Source organism: uncultured Alteromonas sp. (assembly GCF_963976965.1).
GTDB lineage: Bacteria > Pseudomonadota > Gammaproteobacteria > Enterobacterales > Alteromonadaceae > Alteromonas > Alteromonas naphthalenivorans.
Genome location: NZ_CAXBMP010000009.1, coordinates 106,726 through 126,901, shown reverse-complemented (window position 1 = coordinate 126,901; position 20,176 = coordinate 106,726). Strand labels below are relative to the sequence as shown.

20 protein-coding genes are annotated in these 20,176 nt (G+C 45.0%); 11 read left to right on the top strand and 9 right to left on the bottom strand.

Annotation, left to right across the window (positions count from 1 at the left end; genetic code table 11):
• Positions 1–21: 21 nt before the first annotated feature.
• The 3 genes from pyrC to AAC006_RS09520 form a co-directional block, all read right to left on the bottom strand.
• Positions 22–1,080, bottom strand: coding sequence for a dihydroorotase (gene pyrC / locus AAC006_RS09530; protein WP_288389050.1), 1,059 nt, complete (start codon positions 1,078–1,080; stop codon positions 22–24).
• Between the two features lie 28 nt (positions 1,081–1,108).
• Positions 1,109–1,666: an alkylphosphonate utilization protein gene (locus tag AAC006_RS09525; protein ID WP_288389051.1), complete on the bottom strand. Its 558-nt coding sequence runs from the start codon at positions 1,664–1,666 to the stop codon at positions 1,109–1,111.
• An 84-nt stretch (positions 1,667–1,750) separates the two neighbouring features.
• On the bottom strand, positions 1,751–2,248 hold the full coding sequence (locus AAC006_RS09520; RefSeq protein WP_339891188.1) for a lipocalin family protein: 498 nt from the start codon (positions 2,246–2,248) through the stop codon (positions 1,751–1,753).
• Positions 2,249–2,427: 179 nt separating this feature from the next.
• Between AAC006_RS09520 and AAC006_RS09515 the strand changes: the two genes are divergently transcribed.
• The 3 genes from AAC006_RS09515 (at position 2,428) to AAC006_RS09505 (ending at position 4,508) form a co-directional block, all read left to right on the top strand.
• Positions 2,428–3,378 carry an aldo/keto reductase gene (locus AAC006_RS09515; RefSeq protein WP_339891177.1) on the top strand — a complete coding sequence of 317 codons (951 nt, stop codon included), beginning with the start codon at positions 2,428–2,430 and terminating at the stop codon, positions 3,376–3,378.
• Between the two features lie 50 nt (positions 3,379–3,428).
• Positions 3,429–3,812 carry a VOC family protein gene (locus AAC006_RS09510; RefSeq protein WP_013786346.1) on the top strand — a complete coding sequence of 128 codons (384 nt, stop codon included), beginning with the start codon at positions 3,429–3,431 and terminating at the stop codon, positions 3,810–3,812.
• Between the two features lie 507 nt (positions 3,813–4,319).
• Positions 4,320–4,508 carry a CPXCG motif-containing cysteine-rich protein gene (locus AAC006_RS09505; protein WP_013786347.1) on the top strand — a complete coding sequence of 63 codons (189 nt, stop codon included), beginning with the start codon at positions 4,320–4,322 and terminating at the stop codon, positions 4,506–4,508.
• 79 nt (positions 4,509–4,587) lie between these two features.
• Here the strand turns inward: AAC006_RS09505 and folE are convergent, their stop codons facing one another.
• Positions 4,588–5,271, bottom strand: a complete 684-nt coding sequence (gene folE / locus AAC006_RS09500; protein WP_339891176.1) for a GTP cyclohydrolase I FolE — start codon at positions 5,269–5,271, stop codon at positions 4,588–4,590.
• 471 nt (positions 5,272–5,742) lie between these two features.
• On the opposite strand from folE, the gene AAC006_RS09495 reads away from it, so the two are divergent.
• Together AAC006_RS09495 and AAC006_RS09490 are read left to right on the top strand one after the other, a co-directional pair.
• Complete coding sequence (locus tag AAC006_RS09495) at positions 5,743–6,807, top strand: agmatine deiminase family protein (protein WP_013786349.1); 1,065 nt, start codon at positions 5,743–5,745, stop codon at positions 6,805–6,807.
• Complete coding sequence (locus tag AAC006_RS09490) at positions 6,794–7,687, top strand: carbon-nitrogen hydrolase (protein ID WP_126873288.1); 894 nt, start codon at positions 6,794–6,796, stop codon at positions 7,685–7,687. Before AAC006_RS09495 ends, AAC006_RS09490 begins: the two co-directional genes overlap by 14 nt.
• Before the next feature lie 101 nt (positions 7,688–7,788).
• On the opposite strand, the gene pdeM is transcribed toward AAC006_RS09490, so the two are convergent.
• A complete protein-coding gene (pdeM, locus tag AAC006_RS09485; RefSeq protein ID WP_013786351.1) occupies positions 7,789–8,523 on the bottom strand; it encodes a ligase-associated DNA damage response endonuclease PdeM in 735 nt (244 codons plus the stop codon).
• 89 nt (positions 8,524–8,612) lie between these two features.
• Here pdeM and AAC006_RS09480 point away from each other — a divergent pair, with 89 nt between their 5' ends.
• Positions 8,613–8,816, top strand: coding sequence for a hypothetical protein (locus tag AAC006_RS09480; protein WP_126873289.1), 204 nt, complete (start codon positions 8,613–8,615; stop codon positions 8,814–8,816).
• Positions 8,817–8,821: 5 nt separating this feature from the next.
• Here AAC006_RS09480 and AAC006_RS09475 read toward each other — a convergent pair whose 3' ends face one another.
• Positions 8,822–11,335, bottom strand: coding sequence for a ligase-associated DNA damage response DEXH box helicase (locus AAC006_RS09475; protein WP_338455668.1), 2,514 nt, complete (start codon positions 11,333–11,335; stop codon positions 8,822–8,824).
• Between the two features lie 207 nt (positions 11,336–11,542).
• Between AAC006_RS09475 and AAC006_RS09470 the strand changes: the two genes are divergently transcribed.
• The 3 genes from AAC006_RS09470 (at position 11,543) to AAC006_RS09460 (ending at position 15,179) form a co-directional block, all read left to right on the top strand.
• Positions 11,543–12,625 (top strand): ligase-associated DNA damage response exonuclease, encoded by a 1,083-nt coding sequence (locus tag AAC006_RS09470; RefSeq protein ID WP_185864184.1) that lies wholly within the window; start codon positions 11,543–11,545, stop codon positions 12,623–12,625.
• A gap of 2 nt (positions 12,626–12,627) precedes the next feature.
• On the top strand, positions 12,628–14,229 hold the full coding sequence (locus AAC006_RS09465; RefSeq protein ID WP_013786354.1) for a cisplatin damage response ATP-dependent DNA ligase: 1,602 nt from the start codon (positions 12,628–12,630) through the stop codon (positions 14,227–14,229).
• Positions 14,230–14,384: 155 nt separating this feature from the next.
• Complete coding sequence (locus tag AAC006_RS09460; protein ID WP_013786355.1) at positions 14,385–15,179, top strand: hypothetical protein; 795 nt, start codon at positions 14,385–14,387, stop codon at positions 15,177–15,179.
• Positions 15,180–15,286: 107 nt separating this feature from the next.
• On the opposite strand, the gene AAC006_RS09455 is transcribed toward AAC006_RS09460, so the two are convergent.
• The gene (locus AAC006_RS09455; RefSeq protein WP_126873290.1) at positions 15,287–16,252 is read right to left on the bottom strand and encodes a carbohydrate kinase; all 966 of its coding nucleotides are present in this window, start codon (positions 16,250–16,252) and stop codon (positions 15,287–15,289) included.
• A 339-nt stretch (positions 16,253–16,591) separates the two neighbouring features.
• On the opposite strand from AAC006_RS09455, the gene AAC006_RS09450 reads away from it, so the two are divergent.
• Both AAC006_RS09450 and AAC006_RS09445 read left to right on the top strand, forming a co-directional pair.
• Entirely contained in the window at positions 16,592–17,815 is a 1,224-nt protein-coding gene (locus tag AAC006_RS09450; protein ID WP_126873291.1) for an ROK family transcriptional regulator, read from the top strand.
• 31 nt (positions 17,816–17,846) lie between these two features.
• Positions 17,847–18,797 carry a homocysteine S-methyltransferase family protein gene (locus AAC006_RS09445; RefSeq protein WP_126873292.1) on the top strand — a complete coding sequence of 317 codons (951 nt, stop codon included), beginning with the start codon at positions 17,847–17,849 and terminating at the stop codon, positions 18,795–18,797.
• 39 nt (positions 18,798–18,836) lie between these two features.
• On the opposite strand, the gene AAC006_RS09440 is transcribed toward AAC006_RS09445, so the two are convergent.
• Both AAC006_RS09440 and AAC006_RS09435 read right to left on the bottom strand, forming a co-directional pair.
• Complete coding sequence (locus AAC006_RS09440) at positions 18,837–19,496, bottom strand: glutathione S-transferase N-terminal domain-containing protein (protein WP_126873293.1); 660 nt, start codon at positions 19,494–19,496, stop codon at positions 18,837–18,839.
• A complete protein-coding gene (locus AAC006_RS09435; RefSeq protein WP_126873294.1) occupies positions 19,496–20,113 on the bottom strand; it encodes a glutathione S-transferase family protein in 618 nt (205 codons plus the stop codon). The genes AAC006_RS09440 and AAC006_RS09435 overlap by 1 nt, the downstream gene beginning before the upstream one ends.
• Positions 20,114–20,176 lie beyond the last annotated feature (63 nt).

Here is a 20,176-nt window from a genome sequence, read left to right as displayed (position 1 = left end):
CAAAGATGCATATACGTAGCGTTAGTCAGCCGAGCGCGTTTGGAAAGTATCTTGTAGTTTCCATTGAAGCGTCTGCCCTGCATAGAAAGGCACCATATCAGTACCATCAGCCAACGTGACCTGTTCAGGTACTGTCCACGCTTCTTTTACTAACGTCATTGTTGTGTTGTTTCTTGGTAGTCCGTAAAAGTCTGCGCCGTAGTTACTGGCGAACCCTTCTAGCTTGTCTAATGCGCCCAACTGCTCGAACACTTCAGCATAAAGCTCGATGGCAGACCATGCGCTATAGCAACCAGCACAACCACACGCGTTCTCTTTTTTGTGTTTGGCATGAGGTGCTGAATCGGTACCTAAGAAGAATTTAGTATTGCCGCTGGCTACCACATTTTGCAGCGCTTTTTGATGTGTATTTCGCTTTAATACAGGTAGGCAGTAATTGTGTGGTCGAACGCCACCAACCAGTAAATCATTGCGATTTAACAATAAATGCTGCGGCGTAATTGTCGCGCCCACGTTGGCGCTAGCATCTACCACAAAAGCTGCTGCGTCTGCGGTAGTAATATGTTCAAACACCACTTTTAAGTTCGGAAAAGTCGCCACGATAGGTGACAAATGCGTATCGATGAACACTTTTTCACGGTCGAAGATATCAATATGCGATTCGGTAACTTCACCATGGATAAGTAGTAATAACCCGTGAGCCTCCATGGCTTCAAAAACAGGGTATAACGCCTCGATACCTTTTACAGCAGCATCTGAATTGGTCGTTGCGCCAGCCGGGTACAGCTTACACGCCGTTACACCTGCGGCCTTCGCATCAGCAATATCTTGTACTGATGTGGTGTTAGTCAAAAAGAGAGTCATTAGAGGTTCAAAGCTGCTACCCGTAGGGCGAGCCGCTTCTATCCGCTGTTTGTAAGCAACCGCAATACTTGCATTCACCACAGGTGGAACCAAGTTAGGCATTACGATGGCTCGCTGGAAACAACGGGCTGTAGCGGGAACAGTTTCTGCTAACATTTCGTTGTCACGAAAATGTAAGTGCCAATCATCGGGGGTTCTAATCGTTAGCGTTTGCATAACCGAAAGCTCTCTTCTTTAAGACCAATTAAGATTTTTTTGTATATGCCGCAATAATAACAATGCGGGTACCATTCACTTTACCTTCAATATGCAAAGGGTTATCGCTTAGGCTAATGCCTCTTACTGGTGTGCCGCGCTTCGCTGTGAAGTTAGCCCCTTTCACAGTAAGGTCTTTAACTAGGTGTACATTATCGCCAACTTGCAGCGCAGTACCGTTACAATCAAGCGTCGCTTCTTGCTCGATAAGTCCCGCTTCAGCCCACTGTTTAACATCGTCTTCTAAATAGGCCATGTCTAACAAATCTTGTGCCCAGCTTTCGCCGCTTATTTTATTAAGCATACGATAAGCCACCACTTGAACGGCGGGTGTGGGTGACCACATGGCGTCGTTAAGACAACGCCAGTGGTTGGTGTCTATGTCGGCTTCATTGTTAAGTTGCATGCGGCAGGTTTGGCAAGTAAGTACCGCGCAGCCAGCAGTTTCATCTGGTGACTCGGGTACCATGTAAACGTCTAAATTTTCGGTGTTCTTACACAACTCGCAAGCGTTATCCGCTCGATTGAAAACAGCTTCTTGAAGCACAGCAAATGTCCCTACAATATTTTGCCGCAAAGTATACCACAATTCGGCTAAATAGGGGCTGGCAAAAACGCCTGCGAATCATGGTTAAGGCGTGTCGTGAGACACCCAAATCAATTTACTAGTATCGTAGCCGCTTTGTGTAGCTTGGGCTAAAAGCGCGTCGATAGTTTCTTGAGGTAAGGATTTTTCTCTCGCTAATATCCACAAATAATCTCTATCAGGCCCTGTTATCATGGCATATTGATAGTCTTCTTTGTCTAATGCCATCACCACATAACTGGCATAGAAAGGACCAAAGAATGATACTTTTAAATGCGCCGTATCGGCAGTCGATACAAAATAAGCTTTACCTTCGGCTTCATCCCATTTTGCTTCTTCTTGAGAGTAACCTCGGTTGATAACCTTTACGCCACCGTCGTCACGCATAGTGTAGGTGGCCGTTACATTGGATAGCCCTTCTTCAAAGCTGTGATCGTAGCGCGCTACTTCGTACCACTGACCTAAATAACGGTCTAACTCAAATCCTTCCACCGGCTTGACGCCGTCTGGCACGGATGTACATCCAACCAAGATAAATAACATGGTTACACTGAACCATTTTTTACTATGCTGGCTAAACAATCGGCGAAAAATACCTTCATACGTATTCAATGTGTTAAACATCGACTAATCCCCTAGCTTCATCTATATATGGCTTACTTTAGCAAAATAGCACGTTATTGTGACTGCCAACGCAGTTGCACATTTATTCGGAGTATAAGATGCAAAACTATTTCCCAGACGCAAGTAGACTCGTTTATGGCTGCATGGGCCTTGGTGGTGGCTGGAACAACGAAGCAGCAACAAAAGAACATGTGTTACAAGCACACCAGGTAATAGAACAAGCATTGGCTCTTGATATAAATGTGTTCGATCATGCAGATATCTATGCTTTTGGCAAAGCTGAAACAGTGTTTGGCAAGGTTCTAAAAGAAAACCCTTCGTTAAAAGAACGTATGATTCTGCAGTCTAAATGTGCGATACGGTTCGAAGATGATTTAGGACCAAAGCGCTACGATTTCTCTGCAAAATGGATTGAATCTTCGGTAGAAGGGATTTTGCAGCGTTTGAACATAGACCAACTTGATATTTTACTGCTTCATCGCCCCGATCCATTAATGGAACTGGAGGAAGTGGCTACCACGCTCTCTTCCTTACAGCAGCAAGGAAAGATAAAGCACGTTGGCGTATCAAACATGCATGGGCATCAAATGGCGTACCTCCAATCGGCACTTTCGAGCCCAATTGTGGCGAACCAATTGGAAATGAGCTTAGCGTTTCGAGACTGGTTAGAAGACGGTGTTACCACTAATAGCCCGGCAAACCGTAACTCTGGTTATGCTCCAGGTACCCTTGAGTATTGCATGATGAACAAGGTGCAACTTCAAGCTTGGGGCAGCTTGGCACAAGGCAAGTATACGGGTGCCAGTACCCAAAACGATACTGATGCCGCCACGGCAGCGCTAGTTAATTCTCTGGCCGCCGAATACGAGACTAGCCCAGAAGCCATCGTATTAGCGTGGTTAATGCGCCACCCTGCCAATATTCAGCCAGTACTTGGTACCACCAATATCGAGCGGATAAAAGCCTGCCATAAATCGATGGATATACAACTGACTCGCGAACATTGGTACTTATTACTTGAAACCGCTCGTGGACAAGAGATGCCATAAGGTATGGTTGTATACAGCACCCTCGGTTCATGTTTTAACGGAGTTTACCTATGTTAAAAGGAATTCATCACGTCGCGCTAATTTGTAGCGACTACCCGGTGTCTAAACATTTTTATACTGACATTCTTGGTCTTAGCGTTATTGCGGAAAATTATCGCGAAGCGAGAAAGTCATACAAGTGCGATTTGGCATTACCCGATGGCGGACAACTTGAACTATTTTCGTTTCCGGGTGCACCTGCTAGACCTTCAAGGCCAGAAGCGCAAGGGTTGCGTCACTTGGCGTTCAGGGTAGATGACATTGATGAGGTGATTGCGCATTTAACTGCAAATAAGGTGGAGTGCGAGCCCATTCGTGTAGATGAATACACGGGGAAACGGTTTACCTTTTTCGCAGACCCCGACGGTTTACCGCTTGAGCTCTATGAAATGTAGTTTTGTATGAACAGTTCAAATGCGTCGTCTTTCATGCATATCTTAATGTAACAGCGTACCGTTCAACTTAATCGTTTGCGGTTTCGGCGGATTTTCGCTGAAGTCATCGAACTCATACCGTGTTTGCTTTATCACGCTGTTTGCTTACCGAGTTTAGATGCACTTCGGCGACTTATTTCGATAGATGCATTGCGTTATACGGCAGCCAAGCAAGAATCTCTCTCGCTTCGTTTCAACGGCTTTAGCTAGAGCGATAATCGCCCATTCAGCCCCTATTATTATTGGCAGCCAGTAACGGAAAATCTATTTTGTTTTACTCCGCCGTAACTTAGCGTGATTTTGGCGTATTGCACAGGCAACCTAATAATTTACGACTATAATTTAGTAAGAGTAATCGATTTGCTAAAACGCATCGTATTACTGTGCGAATAGACTCTGTCATTTAACACTGAAGCTTAAAATATGCAGTCACCATATGGATATGGATGAAGCTTAAAAGGACAACATATGAAGACCGATACACCTCTAGAGTACATGTGCCCCTATTGCGGCGCTTTCAATGAATTTTCTGAAGACACCATTCGCGATATGTATCAAGAGCAAGTTGAAACTTGTGGGTGTTGCAAAAAGAATTTAAGCCTTACCGCAGCAAATGGGGTAGAAGGTCGTATTAACCTTGTCATCAGCGAACTATAAATAAAATCCATTCATAATAAAAAACCGCTTTAAAAGCGGTTTTTTATTGGCCAAAGCAGTTAGCATTTTCCGTAAGTAATTAACTAAAAAATGCTCTTCGCAATTCCACATCGGACAAGAATTTTCCACCTAGCGCGGATGTCTTCGTGTACGAATTAGTATCGCGTATACCTCTGGCTTTTACACAATAATGCGTAGCATTAATGCTTACCGCTACATCTTCGGTAGAGGCTAATGTCTGAATGGCCACTAGCACTTGCTGTGTTAGCCGCTCTTGCACTTGAGGGCGCTGTGCAAAGAAACTCACTAAGCGGTTTAATTTCGACAAACCGATAATAGTATCGTTAGGAATATAAGATACGGTAGCGAGGCCATCAATAGTCACAAAGTGGTGTTCGCACGTACTCGTTAAACTAATATCAGACACTTGAACAGGCTGATCAAGAAGCATCTTATTTTCGATTTGGGTTATTTTAGGAAAATTACGATAATCCAAACCGCCAAACACTTCGTTCACGTACATTTTCGCAATACGGGTTGGCGTGTCGTGCAAACTATCATCGTTAAGATCGAGCCCAAGCGTATTCATCACATCACGCATTGCAATTTCAATCTTCTGACGTTTTTGCTCGTCGGACAAACCGTTCGCCACCATAGGTGTTTCCAGCCCTTTTTCTTCAAGCGCTGCTCTAACACGTTGTGCCGATTCAGAAATTGATGACTCTAGTGCATCACGCACAATGACCGCTTCTTTTGCTAACATTAACCCTATCCGTAAATACTTCTTTACCCTTAAACGTAATCGACACGATTAAGGCTAACTTGATACCAAGATGCAAATGACAATACCGCCTGAAAGCCAACGCAAGACTACTGAATAGCATGATTACGGCCAAGGCATATAACTACGCTTTGGCAAAGGTTTGGCGACTTCTAATGGTTATATTTTAGCATTCTAGCGGCTATTGATCGAGCAAATGCTGAGATTAGCCTAATCTGTAAATGCTATTAAAGGCATGTTTTATTTTTATTGAGATAAAACGGTCATTAAAGTAAATGAGATCAAAAAATAAACGTTAAATACCGCTACTACAAATCGCGCCTTTTCTATCACGTCGTCATTCTAATTGTGACACTGTTCGTGACAAGAAAAGAATTTCATCAAGTTTGCTATTGGTTGGCGTGAGTAGGATAGTTATAATCAACGCATTATTTATTTCTATCGAGAATAAACATGCAAGGTAGTCGTAAACTGGTTCCTGAATGGGAAACCGTTGATGCTGTAATGCTGGCGTGGCCGCATGCAGAAACCGACTGGGCGCCATGGCTAGAAGAAGCCCGTGAAACCTATTTGAACGTGATTGCAGCGGTCAACCGTTATCATGCGGGTGTGATATTGCTGTGTGCCCCTGACGATGTTGATAATGTGCAATCGCGTTTAGGCGATCACTCACGTGTACTCATTCTGCCTGCGTCTTATAACGACACTTGGGTGCGTGACTACGGTTTTTTGACCTGTCGTGATTCAGAAGGTTTTGGGGCGCCAGTAGAGTTTCGCTTCAATGGCTGGGGTGAAAAGTTTGATGCCAGTGAAGACAATATGGCTAACCAACGCTACCTTGCTTCATTGTGTAAATTGCCCCTTCGAAGTAGCCCAGTGGTGGCTGAGGGTGGCGCGTTAGAAATTGATGACCTAGGCCACTTGCTTAGCACCTCTCAGTGTCTATTAAACCCTAAGCGCAACGGTGATATGACTATCAATGATTACGCTGAAACCTTTAATGACATGTTAGGCTGCAATACGTTTACGGTGCTAGAACATGGTCACCTTGAAGGTGACGATACTGACGGGCATGTAGATACCCTTGTGCGTTTCACGCCCAATAAAGGCTTGGTTATCCAAGCGGCTGATAATCGCAAAGACGACAGTCATTATGCAGGGTTAAGTGCACTTTGCGATGAGTGCGCCAGTGCAATGCCTGAGCACGAACAATATCGATTGCCACTACCTAATATTGTTAACGACGAGGGCGAGCGTTTGCCCGCATCGTACGCCAACTTTTTGATCTGTAATCGTGCGGTGCTCTTACCTATTTACGGGCAACCTGAAGATGAAGCGGCGATTAGCCAAATGCAGCTGGCTTACCCCGACCATATTATCGAGCCTATAGATTGCTCGGTGTTGGTAAAGCAATTTGGCAGCTTGCATTGTATTTCCATGCAGGTACCCACAAATACGTTGAAAGAATCTGTTATTTCCACCTTCTCAAAAGGAGTGTCTGTACATGCAACGAACTAAGCTAAAGATAGGCTTGGTACAACAGTCTGTTGCTGATAACGACAAAGCAACTAACTGGAATAAAAGTGCTGAGCAAGTTGCAAAACTCGCCGCCGAAGGCTGTGAGTGTATTTTGCTGCAAGAACTTCATAGCACCCTTTATTTTTGCCAGCAGGAAGATACCGACGCCTTTGATTTAGCCGAACCTATTCCAGGTCCTGCAACAGATTTCTTTGGCGAACTGGCTGAGAAACACAATATTGTGTTAGTGACCTCTTTATTTGAAAAGCGTGGCTCTGGCCTTTATCACAATACCGCTGTGGTATTTGATAGAAGCAAAGAGATTGCCGGTAAATATCGCAAAATGCATATTCCTGACGACCCAGGCTTTTACGAGAAGTTTTACTTCACACCGGGCGACATGGGCTTTACACCAATTGAAACTAGCGTGGGTAAATTGGGCGTATTAGTATGTTGGGATCAATGGTATCCAGAAGCGGCACGCTTAATGGCAATGGCAGGGGCTGACTTACTGTTTTATCCTACGGCAATTGGTTGGGATAGCACAGATACCGAAGAAGAGCGTAGCCGTCAACATGGCGCATGGGAAACCATTCAGCGCTCACATGCGGTAGCAAACTCGGTACCGGTTATCGTAGCAAATCGCACAGGCTTTGAAGCATCGCCAGTGGCGGGCGACCCAGGTATTCAGTTTTGGGGGCAAAGTTTTATAGCAGGCCCACAAGGTGAAATTTTAGCGAAAGCAGAAGCTGAAGGTGAAACTACCCTTTCGGTTGAGATAGATTTAACCCGCACTGAAAAAGTAAAACGCATTTGGCCTTATTTCCGTGACCGTCGCATTGATGCTTACGAAGACCTAACTAAGCGCTGGCGCGATTAGGCTAGCGCCTCATGCCCTTGTACAAGGGCTTATCAAAGTTTAAAACGGGCAACTAAAATGCCCGTTTTTTTTTGGCGCTCAGCATTATGAAAATTTGCCGATTAAGCTTTAAAAATCGTTCCGTCATACAACATATAACAAGCACGGGATTTTTTAGATGCTAACGCTAGCATAACCTCTTCATCCACATCTAAGCCCCCTGTGAATTGCCCAAAAGCTGGCATGATAAATAGGTCTTCTGTGACAACGAAGCACTTGCCTGAAAATCGCCGACGAGAAATAGTCTTACGTATTTTAGGGTGGTAATGGCCAATAACTTGCTGCTTGATTTGAACCTTGCCCTTCGTACTTAGCTCGATTCCGTGCATCTCTGGCTCATGGCGAAACACCACATTATTTTGCACTATTTCATGGCATGGATTACCGGGAATTCCTTCGGGTAAATCAGGGTCATGATTACCTTCCACCCAATCCCAATCAGGAACGCTATTTATAATCTCACATAAGAGGTTTCTGTCTTCATCGGTCATACGAGACATACTGTATTTATCGTGGAAACTGTCACCTAAGCTAATCACCCGAGCAGGATTATAATCGTGAATAATGTGCTGCAGGCGTTTAAGCGTAGCAACAGAATCAACACTTGGCAGCGGATTACCATAACTACGTAAATAACTGCCTTTTTCAAGGTGTAAATCAGATACCACCAGCCAATCAAGCGCAGGCAAATACGCCACACCTCTGGCATCTAGCAACCAAAGCAGCTCTGCAAACTTCACAATACTAATACTACGCAACGCCACCTGTGAAGATAGCCACTGCTCACTTATTGCCACTGATTAACCTCTTTCATAATATTTAACGCCATCCCACCACCTCCAAACTCCCAAACGAACTCTCCTATAGCGGTGGAGTGCGGTTGGGTATGGAACCTTATGCAGCATGGATGCTGCATCAGAGCCTACATGGATGTATTCAATTCATATTCACTCACTTTAACACCAATAGAATTAGACTGGGTGAGCAGTATTGGCACTGGAAACCTTCCGCAGCATGGATGCTGCGGCAGAGCCTACATGGATGTATTTACGGCGTGTTTCTGGGGCTAATACTGCTCGACCAAACTTAATATTCTCAAGACAACAATGCCCGTACTTCATCTAGCATATTTTCTGCTTCAGCATATAAATCGGCTTGCTCGAGTATCGCTTGCGCCCCCGCTCCTTTTATTTGTTCACTTCGCATGTTCAGCACGATAGGGATGGCCATGGGCGATACTTTTTCTAAGTTTACTAACGTGGTTTTATCAACAAAGCGGATGAGCAAATTCGCCAAGCGCTGCAAGTCCAACAACTCCCGCTCAGCATCCGCCCGCGCGACCGCTAAAAGGATATGATCTGGGTCGTGCTCACGCAGCGTGTCGTAAATTAAATCAGTTGAAAACGTTACCTGCTTCATGGTTTTCTGACTAGCATGATAACGCTGTTCCGTTAAGCCGCTTACTACTGCCACCTGCCTGAAAGAACGCTTTAACATAGGCGCTTGTAGCATCCAGTCTTGTAGTTCATCGCCTAATATATCTGGCTGAAACAGTTGCTGCAGTTGAGTATCGGTAATTTGTTTAACCGCACTTATCGATAAACCATAGTCGGTAACGCTGAAACTCAATGGCTTTATTCCTATTTTTTCCATTCTACGGGTAACCAGCATGCCCAAGGTTTGGTTCGCTTTTCGTCCTTCAAAGGTGTAGTACAACGTATGGTTTACATTACGAAAAGGAAACTGCTCCACCAATACCTTTTCGGGCTCAGGAAGCTGTGAGAACTGTTGTTGTAAATTCAACCATTCTCGTACTTGCGCGGGTAATTTACGCCAACTCTTGGGATTCGCTAATATTGCTCGAACCCCATCAGCCAGATACGTCGACAGTGGCATTTGGCCACCGGAATAACTGGGTATTTTTGGCTCTTTTGCTTTCGCGGGGCGAGCATGTAGTTGCATATCGCGAATGGCTTCGTACTTAAGCACTTCACCGGCAAAATAAAAGGTGTCGCCTGGGGTAAGTTGCTGGGCAAAGTACTCTTCCACTTCACCAATAATTTTGCCCTGATTACCACGGCGAATACGTTTTACTTTTAGCCTACCCGCTTCAACAATAGTGCCTATGTTCTGCCGATGCCTTTGTATTACCCGCCTGTTGGCAGGCGAAAAAGTGCCGTCCTCGTTCTGCATTAGGCGCTGATAACGCTCGTAGGCATTAAGCGCACTCCCGCCATCCAATGCGAACTGCCATAACTTCTCAAAATCACTTTTATCCAGCCCTTGATAGGGCGATGCTAGAAGGATTTGCTCGTAAAGGGTATCTGGCGTGTCGGCATTACTGCAAAGGCAGTTCACAATAAACTGGGGGATAATATCCAATGCCCCCGGCTGTGGGGCATCGCCATCTAGTTCGCCTTTGTTAATTGCATTAATAGCGGCTTGGCATTCAAGGGCTTCAAAGCGATTAGCTGGCACCAGCAAAGCTTCGCTGGGTTCGTCTAACCTATGATTTGATCGCCCTATACGTTGCAGCAATCGACTTACCCCTTTTGGGGCTCCAACTTGTATTACCTTATCTACATCGCCCCAATCAATACCTAGTTCTAGCGCCGAGGTACACACTACTGCCCGTAACAATCCGCTAGACATCATGGCTTCTGTTTTACGCCGCTGCTCTTTACTTAAACTGCCGTGATATAAGGCTATGGGTAAGGCAGCGGTGTTATGTTCCCACAGCATTTGAAAAATCAGTTCGGATTGGGCCCGGGTATTCACGAACACCAAAGTGGTTTTTGCGTCTTCAATGGCCTTATATATATCGGTAATGGCATAGCGCGCCATAAAACCACCGAATGGCATGCGGTTTTCAGATTGCAGCATTTCTACTTTCGGTTTTTCACCCGCTTTCACGCTGATGATATTAGCGGTGCCTTCTGTGCCAGCTAGCCATGCACCTAGCGTTTCTGGGTAAGCTACCGTGGCCGACAACCCTACCCGCTTCATCTCGGGTGACAATACTGAAAGCCGTGCTAGCGCTAATGACAAAAAGTCTCCTCGCTTGTTTGCTACTAGGCTATGGGTTTCATCAATAATCACTCGCTTTAGTTTTCCAAATAGTTTGTCAGCATCAGCATAGCTCAGCATTAACATGAGTGATTCTGGGGTAGTAAGCAGCAAATTTGGCGGTTTTTTTCGTTGGCGCTGCCGTTTATGTGAAGGTGTATCGCCTGTACGGGTTTCCGCCGTTATCGGCAGGTCCATTTCTTCAATAGGTTGCAATAAGTTGCGATGAATATCTTGGGTTAGTGCTTTAAGTGGCGAAATGTATAAGGTGTGAAGCCCTTGCTGTGGCGATTGAGCTAACTCGACTAAGCTAGGTAGAAAGCCCGATAAAGTTTTACCTGCGCCTGTTGGGGCAATGAGCACAGTGGTGTTGTAAGTTTTCCTTTTACGGCCAGCAGTTTGCTTAATACTCTGTTCAAGTATTTTCCTCTGGTAATCTCGTAGCTCCCACCCTTTATTTTTAAACCATTGAGTAAAAACCAAAGGTAGAATGTTACTTTCGGTTTGAGGCTTTTTCTTAGGTGCGGCTTTTTCTTCAGGCATAGAGGATGACAACTAAACCTTTAGCCGTTTTTGTAATCGCAATAAATTCTTCACCATAACTATCCCAACCGCCGCTAGTTCAATTGTAAGCAATAGTAGATATACGTTAATTCACCAGAAGGGTTTAATTTTCCTCTACGCTCAACCAATTGCGTAAAACCACCGTAGTCATATGAAACGCTAACTAACAGCATGTGGTTTTTTTATATGGTGGCTGAAAATGCAATACACCCCTCAAAGTGGATGAAAACGGACGACGCTGGTTTGTATTGTGTGCCGGGCGATTTTTATATAGACCCCATGCAGCCTGTAGCAACCGCGCTTGTTACCCACGGCCATGCTGACCATGCTAGAGCCGGCCACAAACGAGTGTTCGCCCACCCGCAAACCATGGCAATTATGACCACCCGTTATGGCGACGATATGGCTGAAGTACAAATACCAGTGCCCTATCGCGAGAGCGTAGAGTTTGATGAGGTAATCACTACTGATAGTAACAGTGCCTCAACTGAACAGGAGCAACGCAAGATAAAAGTCACTTTTTACCCTGCTGGCCATATACTAGGTTCGTCACAATTGCTTATTGAGTATGCGGGTTATCGGCTAGTGATATCTGGCGATTACAAACGTAGGCACGATCCCACTTGTCCGCCGTTTGAAGTAGTACCTTGCGATGTACTTATTACCGAGGCCACTTTCGGTTTACCGGTATTTGCCCACCCGCCAATCGAAAAAGAAATCCAAAAGCTTCTTCACTCCCTTGACGTGTTTCCTACACGTTGTCATTTAGTAGGAACCTACGCATTAGGCAAATGCCAACGGGTTATTTTAGCGCTTCGAGAAGCTGGCTATACCAAACCTATCTATTTACACGGTGCACTACTAAAACTGTGTGATTTGTACGAACGAGAAGGCATAGCTTTAGGCGATATTATTCCAGTTAGCGAGGTAGAAGATAAAGCATTATTAGCCGGTGAAATAGTGTTGGCTCCCCCCTCTGCATTAGCCGACAGGTGGTCGAGAAGCTTGCCACATGTTCGCGCTGTGTTGGCGTCTGGTTGGATGCAAATTCGCGCGCGAGCTAAGCAGCGCAACGCCGAGCTACCACTTATTATTTCAGATCACTGCGATTGGCCTGAGTTATTGCAAACCCTTACTGAAGTGAACCCTAGCGAGGTATGGGTGACCCATGGCCGTGAAGATGCCCTTATGTATCAAGCACAAAAGATGGGGTTTAAAGCGCGAGCATTATCGCTGGTAGGTTACGATGAAGCGGCGCAGGAGGAATAGCAATGCAGGCATTTAGTGACTTACTTGAACAGCTTTACTATACCGCCGGAACCAAAGCCAAAGCGCAGCTTATTCTGCATTACCTTGCTACTACGCCAGACCCCGATCGTGGCTGGGCCATTGCTGCTATGGCAGGCACGCTCAAGTTTGATTTTTTTAAGCGCAATACGGTAAAAAAACTGATTACCGAACGGGTAGACCCAGAACTATTTGCAATGAGCTATGATTATGTGGGGGAAGTGAGTGAAACGGTAGCCCACTTATGGCCCGAGTTTACGCCTGATAAAGCATTGCCTAGCTTGTCTGAAGTGGTAGATACATTTGCCAATATCAGTAAACCAAAAGTCGCAGTAACGTTAGCGAATTACCTCACCATAATGACCCCATCTCAGCGCTGGGCACTCTTAAAACTTGGTACTAGGGGGCTTAGAATTGGTGTGTCTGCTCGCTCTATCAAACAAATTTTGGCGGAATATGGCAATAAAGACATCACCGAAATAGAGAAACTGTGGCATGGCGTCGCGCCGCCTTATACCGACCTTCTCGAATGGCTTGAAGGTAACGGATCTAAACCGGATATCAGTAACGCGGTTACCTTTCATCCTGTCATGCTATCTCACCCCATCGCGCAAGATGATGTCGATGACTTTGCTCCAGAACAATGGCAAATAGAACATAAGTTTGACGGCATTCGGGTGCAGTTAGTGTGCAACACCACGAAAGAAGAGCCTGAAAAGGCGCTATTCTCTCGCACTGGGGATGACATCAGCCACGCTTTCCCCGACCTACTCGATAGTGTCAGCGGCAATATGGTGCTAGACGGTGAACTGTTGGTGATGCATAACCAAGAAGTAGATACTTTCAACGCACTACAACAAAGGCTTAATAAGAAAAAGCCTACTGCTGCATTAATGGCAACCAACCCTGCGGGGCTAATTGTTTACGATGCACTGGTGCTAGACGGTAAGCAATTAACCGACTACCCCCTTACTACCCGACGTGAAGCGCTAGAAACGTGGTTTGACAAAAATGGCATTCAGGAACACGACAATGATTCACGACTGCATTTATCTGAGTGCTTATCTGCCGATTCACCAAAAGGGCTTCGTACGCTACATAAAAACGTGTGTAAAAACCGTGCTGTAGAAGGGCTCATGATAAAACGTTTAAGCAGCCCTTATGTGCCAGGTAGACCAAAGGGACAATGGTATAAATGGAAACGCGACCCACTGGTGGTCGATGCGGTAATGATGTATGCCCAGCGAGGCCACGGTAAGCGCTCGAGTTTTTATTCCGACTACACCTTTGGTGCATGGCAAGATGAGCAATTGCTGCCTATTGGCAACGCTTATTCGGGCTTCACCGATGAAGAGCTTAAGAAGCTAGATAACTGGGTAAGACGAAACGCCATAGGCCGTTTCGGGCCAGTGCGTGAAGTTAAAAAAGAGCTGGTACTAGAAGTGGCTTTCGATGCAGTTCATCCCTCCAACCGTCATAAATCAGGCGTAGCGCTACGATTTCCTCGTATACACCGTATCCGCTGGGATAAGCCTGCGAACGAGGCAGATACACTTATCAACGTGAAGGCACTTATCGAATCATAATCTTAATGAAACATTTTTTTTACAAACCCTGTTTTTAGCTTACACTTAAAGTATATTAGCTTTTTCTGTTCCATCTAACCTACTGTTAGAAAAGAAATTACAGAAAAATTTTTAAGTGCGCCTGCATGAGTTAATGCTGCGCCAAGGACAAAAAAATGTTGTTTTCGCGATCGTTCAAACATTGCCTTATTGGTTTCCTTCTCCTTTTTTCCACAGCGAGTAATGCTGGCCTAATTACTAATATTGCGACTGAAACGGTCAGATACAGTATTTTATCTCAAAATCCTTGGGGTAACTTCGGGTGGACAGCTAGCTACGATATTAGCTTTGTCAATCAAGATTTACTTATTGATGTCGATGTTTATTTAAGGGGTGATGAACCCGGCAGTGCACTTAGAGACATTTGGGAAGATGGTATTGAATCCATTTGGAGTAATGCCTTTGACTTATCTGACGGCACCTATTTTTACGACACCGTATTTAATGTGGATTGGCTGAGCACTAGCGTGGGCGCTGACCATACAGTTACTGTCAATGAAGGTAATGGAAATGTGAACTTGACTCAATGGTACACGGGTAGGCCATCAGGTTATTCGTTTAATCGTCAGGGGACAATAGCTGCTCATGAATTTGGCCACATGATTGGCTTATTCGATGAATACAATGGCGGTGCACTCAATCCAGACGGGCTTATTAGGAATAACAGCATAATGGGCAGGAATCTATCCTCACCTCGCACCGATCACTTCGATGCTTTTTTAGAGTGGGCACAAGTTAATTCGGGCGTCGCTTCTCTAGCGTTAGTTGCCGACAGTGGCGTAGACAACTATTTCGTTCCTGAGCCAAATTCATTAGCCATTTTGCTACTTTCGATTTGTATGGCTCTTTCCATCAAAACTAAGTCTAGGCGAAACAGTATAGAGGTAAGAGGCCCTAGTCTCTTCGCATAAATTGTATCGCTATGTATTCTCAGCAATAAAAAAGCAAGGCATACTCGCCTTGCTTTCATTAATACACCTAAACTCATATCAATACAGGTTATGCGCCAATATATTGCCTATTTCGCAATATGCTTCATAGTAGGCAATGCACTAAACGCACCGTATTGCGTTACCGTGTATGCACCACAGCGAATAGCAAATTCAGTGGCTTCGCTTACGTTTTCAAAGCTACTTGCCCACTTGTCGAATTCCGCGCTGTTAGCCACTTTGGTAGATAAGAAATACAAAAATCCGCCAATGAATGAATCGCCTGCTGCAGTGGTATCTTTCACGCTTACTTTTGGCGAGGCCAAGGTACCGCTGAAATCTTTTGTTATGTACTGAATAGGTTCCCCGCCATCAGTCACTAACACCACTTTAACGCCGCTATCTAGCCACTGTTGTACATGAGCCTGAGCATTTTCTTCACCGTAAAGCTCTGCCAACTCTTCGCGGCTTGCTTTTAAGATACTCACTTTCTTAGCCACGTCGTCAATTCGGCCTGGGGCATTAGCGGTGTCATCCCAAAACGCTGGACGGTAGTTAATATCTAAACAGACAAGCATATTTTCTTGCTTGGCTTTATTTAGAATATAGTCGGTGCCAGGTAACAACTCTGGACCTGAAATAGACCCAGAGCAAAAATGCAGCACGCTAGTATCATCACAAGCAACCTTGGCTAAGTCTTCTTCACCAATGTGCTTATGTGCAGCGTTATCAACATAGAAGTCGAAAGAACGCTCACCGTCTTTATCTAGGTTAACAAATGCTAGTGCCGTATTGGCGTCTTTCGTACTCCAAACATAATCAGTGTTTACCTTGTGATAGCTAAGCATGTCTTGAAGAAAACGGCCAAAGGTATCGTCACCTACTTTAGACACCATAGCGCCTTGACCACCAAGCTTAGCAACAGCAACCGCTACATTCGCCGGCGCACCACCAGCATAAGGCTGAAATGAATTCATTGCTGGCATTTCACTTTGGTCCGCCGCACCCGCACTTAACATATCGATAAGTACTTCGCCTAAACATAAAATTTTCATAAACACCTCTGGCTGAAGCTAACAGCGATAACTTCGTATTTATACCGCTGTAGTCATGGATAATAAGCGTAGCCGAAGGACCTTCCGTCGGGCACGTTAAATTATAGTTAATTAATTGGGGCACAGTATTAACTAGCAAAACAAATAAATCAACCTTGTTGATTTAATATTTTATCATCATTAAAGACTGACTATTGAATATGTAATCTATCGGCTTGATTGGTAGAGAGAAACTGCTCTTGGTTAATTATGTTAAATATATTGAATTAGTATCTATCCATGACTTAGTGGTGCTGTTTGTTATAACATTCATTTCATAATGATTCAGGTACACTGTAAATGACAAAATCCCACGAGCACTCGGTTTCATCACAGAGCGCATCAGAAATAGACTCGCACCACGGTGCAACTGCCTTACTAGATAACCGTACTCAAAATGAACGGGATATCCTCACCCTGATTCGTCATGATGGCGCTATTCCGAAAGCAGATATTGCTCAACGTACGGGTTTATCTGCACAGTCGGCCACGGTCATTATTAAGAAACTAGAGTCCGAAGCCCTTGTTAAGCGACTGCCGCCAGTTCGCGGTGGTGTGGGGCAGCCTAAAGTTCCTTTTGGCTTGAATGCAGATGGTGCATTTGGGTTAGGCTTAAAAATTGGCCGCCGCAGTTTTGATATGACCTTGCTAGATTTGGCTGGCAATGTGAAAGCTTCGCTTCACGAAAAAGTAGCCTACCCCACCGTTGATCATTTATTGTCATTTACACAGCGCGGTGTGTCTGTACTAACACAACAACTCAGTAACGAGCAGCGCACTCGTATTCGCGGACTAGGCATCGCCATGCCGTTTGAAATTTGGAATTGGGTAGAAGAAGCTGGGGCCCCTGCTGCTGCGTTAGAAGCATGGAAAAACCTTGATATTCAGGCTGCGCTATTTGAACTACTAGACCTACCCATCTACGTGAGTAACGATGCAACGGCGGCGTGCAGTGCAGAAATGGCCTTTGGTAATCCACATCGATTTAACCACTTCCTCTATGTTTTTGTTGGCACTTTTCTTGGCGGTGGCTTGGTTATTAACAATCAGCTATTTACAGGAAAATCGGGTAATGCCGGTGCAATTGGTTCCTTGCCTTTCTTGTCTAACGCCCATAACCAACAGCAACAACTCATCACCCAATCATCGCTATACTTGCTAGAAAAGCAGCTGAATGATGCGGGGCTTGATGGTAATAAATTGTATGAAGCTCCTGAACACTGGTCTGGCTTAAAAACTAATCCAGAATTTATGCGCATCGTTCAAGTGTGGATGGAACAGGCCGCCCAGGGGATTGCCTTTGCCACACACTGCGCATTTAGCATGCTCGACCTCGATGGCATTATCATCGACGGTGCCATGCCGCAGAATATAAAGCATGAATTGGTTACCTGCGTGCAAAACGCGTTAAAAGATGCTGATTTTCGGGGCATTACTCAAGGTAGTATTAGTGCCGGTAACGTAGGGAGTAAAGCGCAGTCTATCGGCAGCGCTAATTTGTCACTTATCGCGAACTACTATTAGTTTATATATGTTAAATAAAAGCAGGGGTAACGTGGTTACAACTACACTCACAGGCAAGACCGCTAGCGCTTCATCAACTACCGCATCGTCAAATGTTTTAATTCTTGATGGTGGGTTAGGCAGAGAATTAGAACGAGTTGGGGCTCCCTTCCGGCAACCTGAATGGTCTGCTTTGTCTTTAATGGAAGCGCCCGATTTAGTAGCCCAAGTGCATCAAAACTTCGTGGATGCGGGTGCAAAAATTATTACCACCAACACTTACGCGTTAGTGCCTTTTCATATAGGGCAAAAACAGTTTGATGAACAAGCATTTTCGCTTGCCGCGCGCGCGGCCAGTATTGCCAGTACTGTGGCTAAAAAGAATGATATCTCAGTTGCTGGCTGTATTCCTCCAGCTTTTGGCTCTTACAAACCTGAGCTATTCTGTGCCGAGCAACTCTCTTCTATTTTGCTGCCGTTGATTGAAGCACAAACACCCTACATCGATTTTTGGCTTGTAGAAACTGTTTCTTCGGTAGAAGAAGCCAGCGCGGTAACCTCTTTAATAAAAGAACACTCATCTAAACCAATTTGGCTTTCTTACTCGCTCAGTAATCGTCATAACTTTTCAAACCCGGTGACCTTGCGGTCTGGTGAGTCACTTAATGCTATACTGCCCACACTAGACAACTTGGATGCCGTGTTGTTTAACTGCTCGCAACCTGAAGAGATGGAAGCAGCCATTAAGTTCACACACCTGCATAATACCGATATGAACATCGGTGTTTATGCCAATAGCTTTTCAGAGCATGTTAGAAAGCATGATGCTAACGAAATGCTGTCGACGTTGCGTGAGGACGTCACCCCTGAGAAATACCTAGCGTACGCACAAACGTGGGTGAACGCTGGCGCTACAATTGTAGGTGGATGTTGCGGCATAGGCCCTGACCATATAAAAGCCTTGGCGAAAGGGTTAGCTAACCATTCAAAAATAGCAGACTGATTTGCAATCAATCACCTGCTATTTTGCCCGTACCAGCGACTAACGCGTGACCACGTTTTTAGCGCCTTTTATTAACGCTTCTTTATCGATTTTATTGGGTACTTCAACACCACGGCGCGCCGCAGGCCGTGCTTCGATACTGTTTTTCCAGCGAGTTAAGTTGTCTAGTCCTTCTATGCTCACGCCCGACCATTCGTAGGTTCGCACCCAGCACCAGTTCGCCATATCGGCAATGCTGTAATCGCCGGCTAAATATTCGTTGTCTTCTAATCGCCCATCTAGCACTGTAAACAATCGGCGTACTTCATTTTGATAGCGGTCGATAGCAATAGGGATTTTTTCTTCTAAATAGCGATGGAATACATTCGCCTGCCCCATCATTGGCCCAATACCGCCCATTTGAAACATAACCCATTGCATTACTTGGCTTCGGCCTTTGACATCTGTGGGTAAAAACTTGCCTGTCTTTTCAGCTAAATAAAGCATGATGGCGCCAGATTCGAAAACCACATGGTCGCCTTCGCTTTTGTCCACAATAACGGGAATCCTGCCATTTGGGTTCATGGCGAGGAACTCAGCGGTTTTTTGCTCGCCTTTCATTAAGTTTACCCCGTGCACGGTATAGTCGAGTTCCATTTCTTCTAGTGCTACTGAGGCTTTCCAGCCATTGGGGGTTGCTGCAGTGTATAAATCAATCATTAGGCTTTTGCACTCGCTCTGCTGCTAACATTGTCGTACCAACGCTGAAGATTCGTTTGTTCATCTTTAATTCGAATATCGACCACCCGTGCAAAATCGATGGCACATAGCGCAGTAATATCCGCAATAGAAAAGGTGTCTCCCGCTATAAACTCGTTTAGTTCGAGTCGGCGTTCGAGAATATTAAAGTACTTCGAAGCATTGATACCGGCTTCTTTGCCGTATTCTGGCACAGGTACCATTCTGTCTTTGAAGTAACCTGTGGTGTGTTGAAAGCACATGCCTACTTGTAACATTAGCGCCATTTCAACTTGCCGCTGCCACATCGAGATGGTGGCTTTTTCAATAGGCGTAGTGCCTAACAAGGAAGGTTCTGGATGAATGGCTTCAAAGTAAGTACAAATCGCGTCGGTTTCAGCAATGCAGGTACCGTCGTCCAACTCTAAAATAGGAATTTTACCTAGTGGGTTTTTCGCACGCATTTCAGCGCTTAAATTTTCACCCTTTTGAATATCTACTTGTACATACTCTACTTGTGACTTTTCAATCCCTTTTTCGGCAAGGAACATGCGAACACGGCGAGGATTAGGCGCTGTTTTGGTCTCGTAAATTTTCATAGGCAATATTGTATTGTTGGAATGTTAACAGCCAGATTAGTGCTGCTTGCGCGTGGGTTCAAA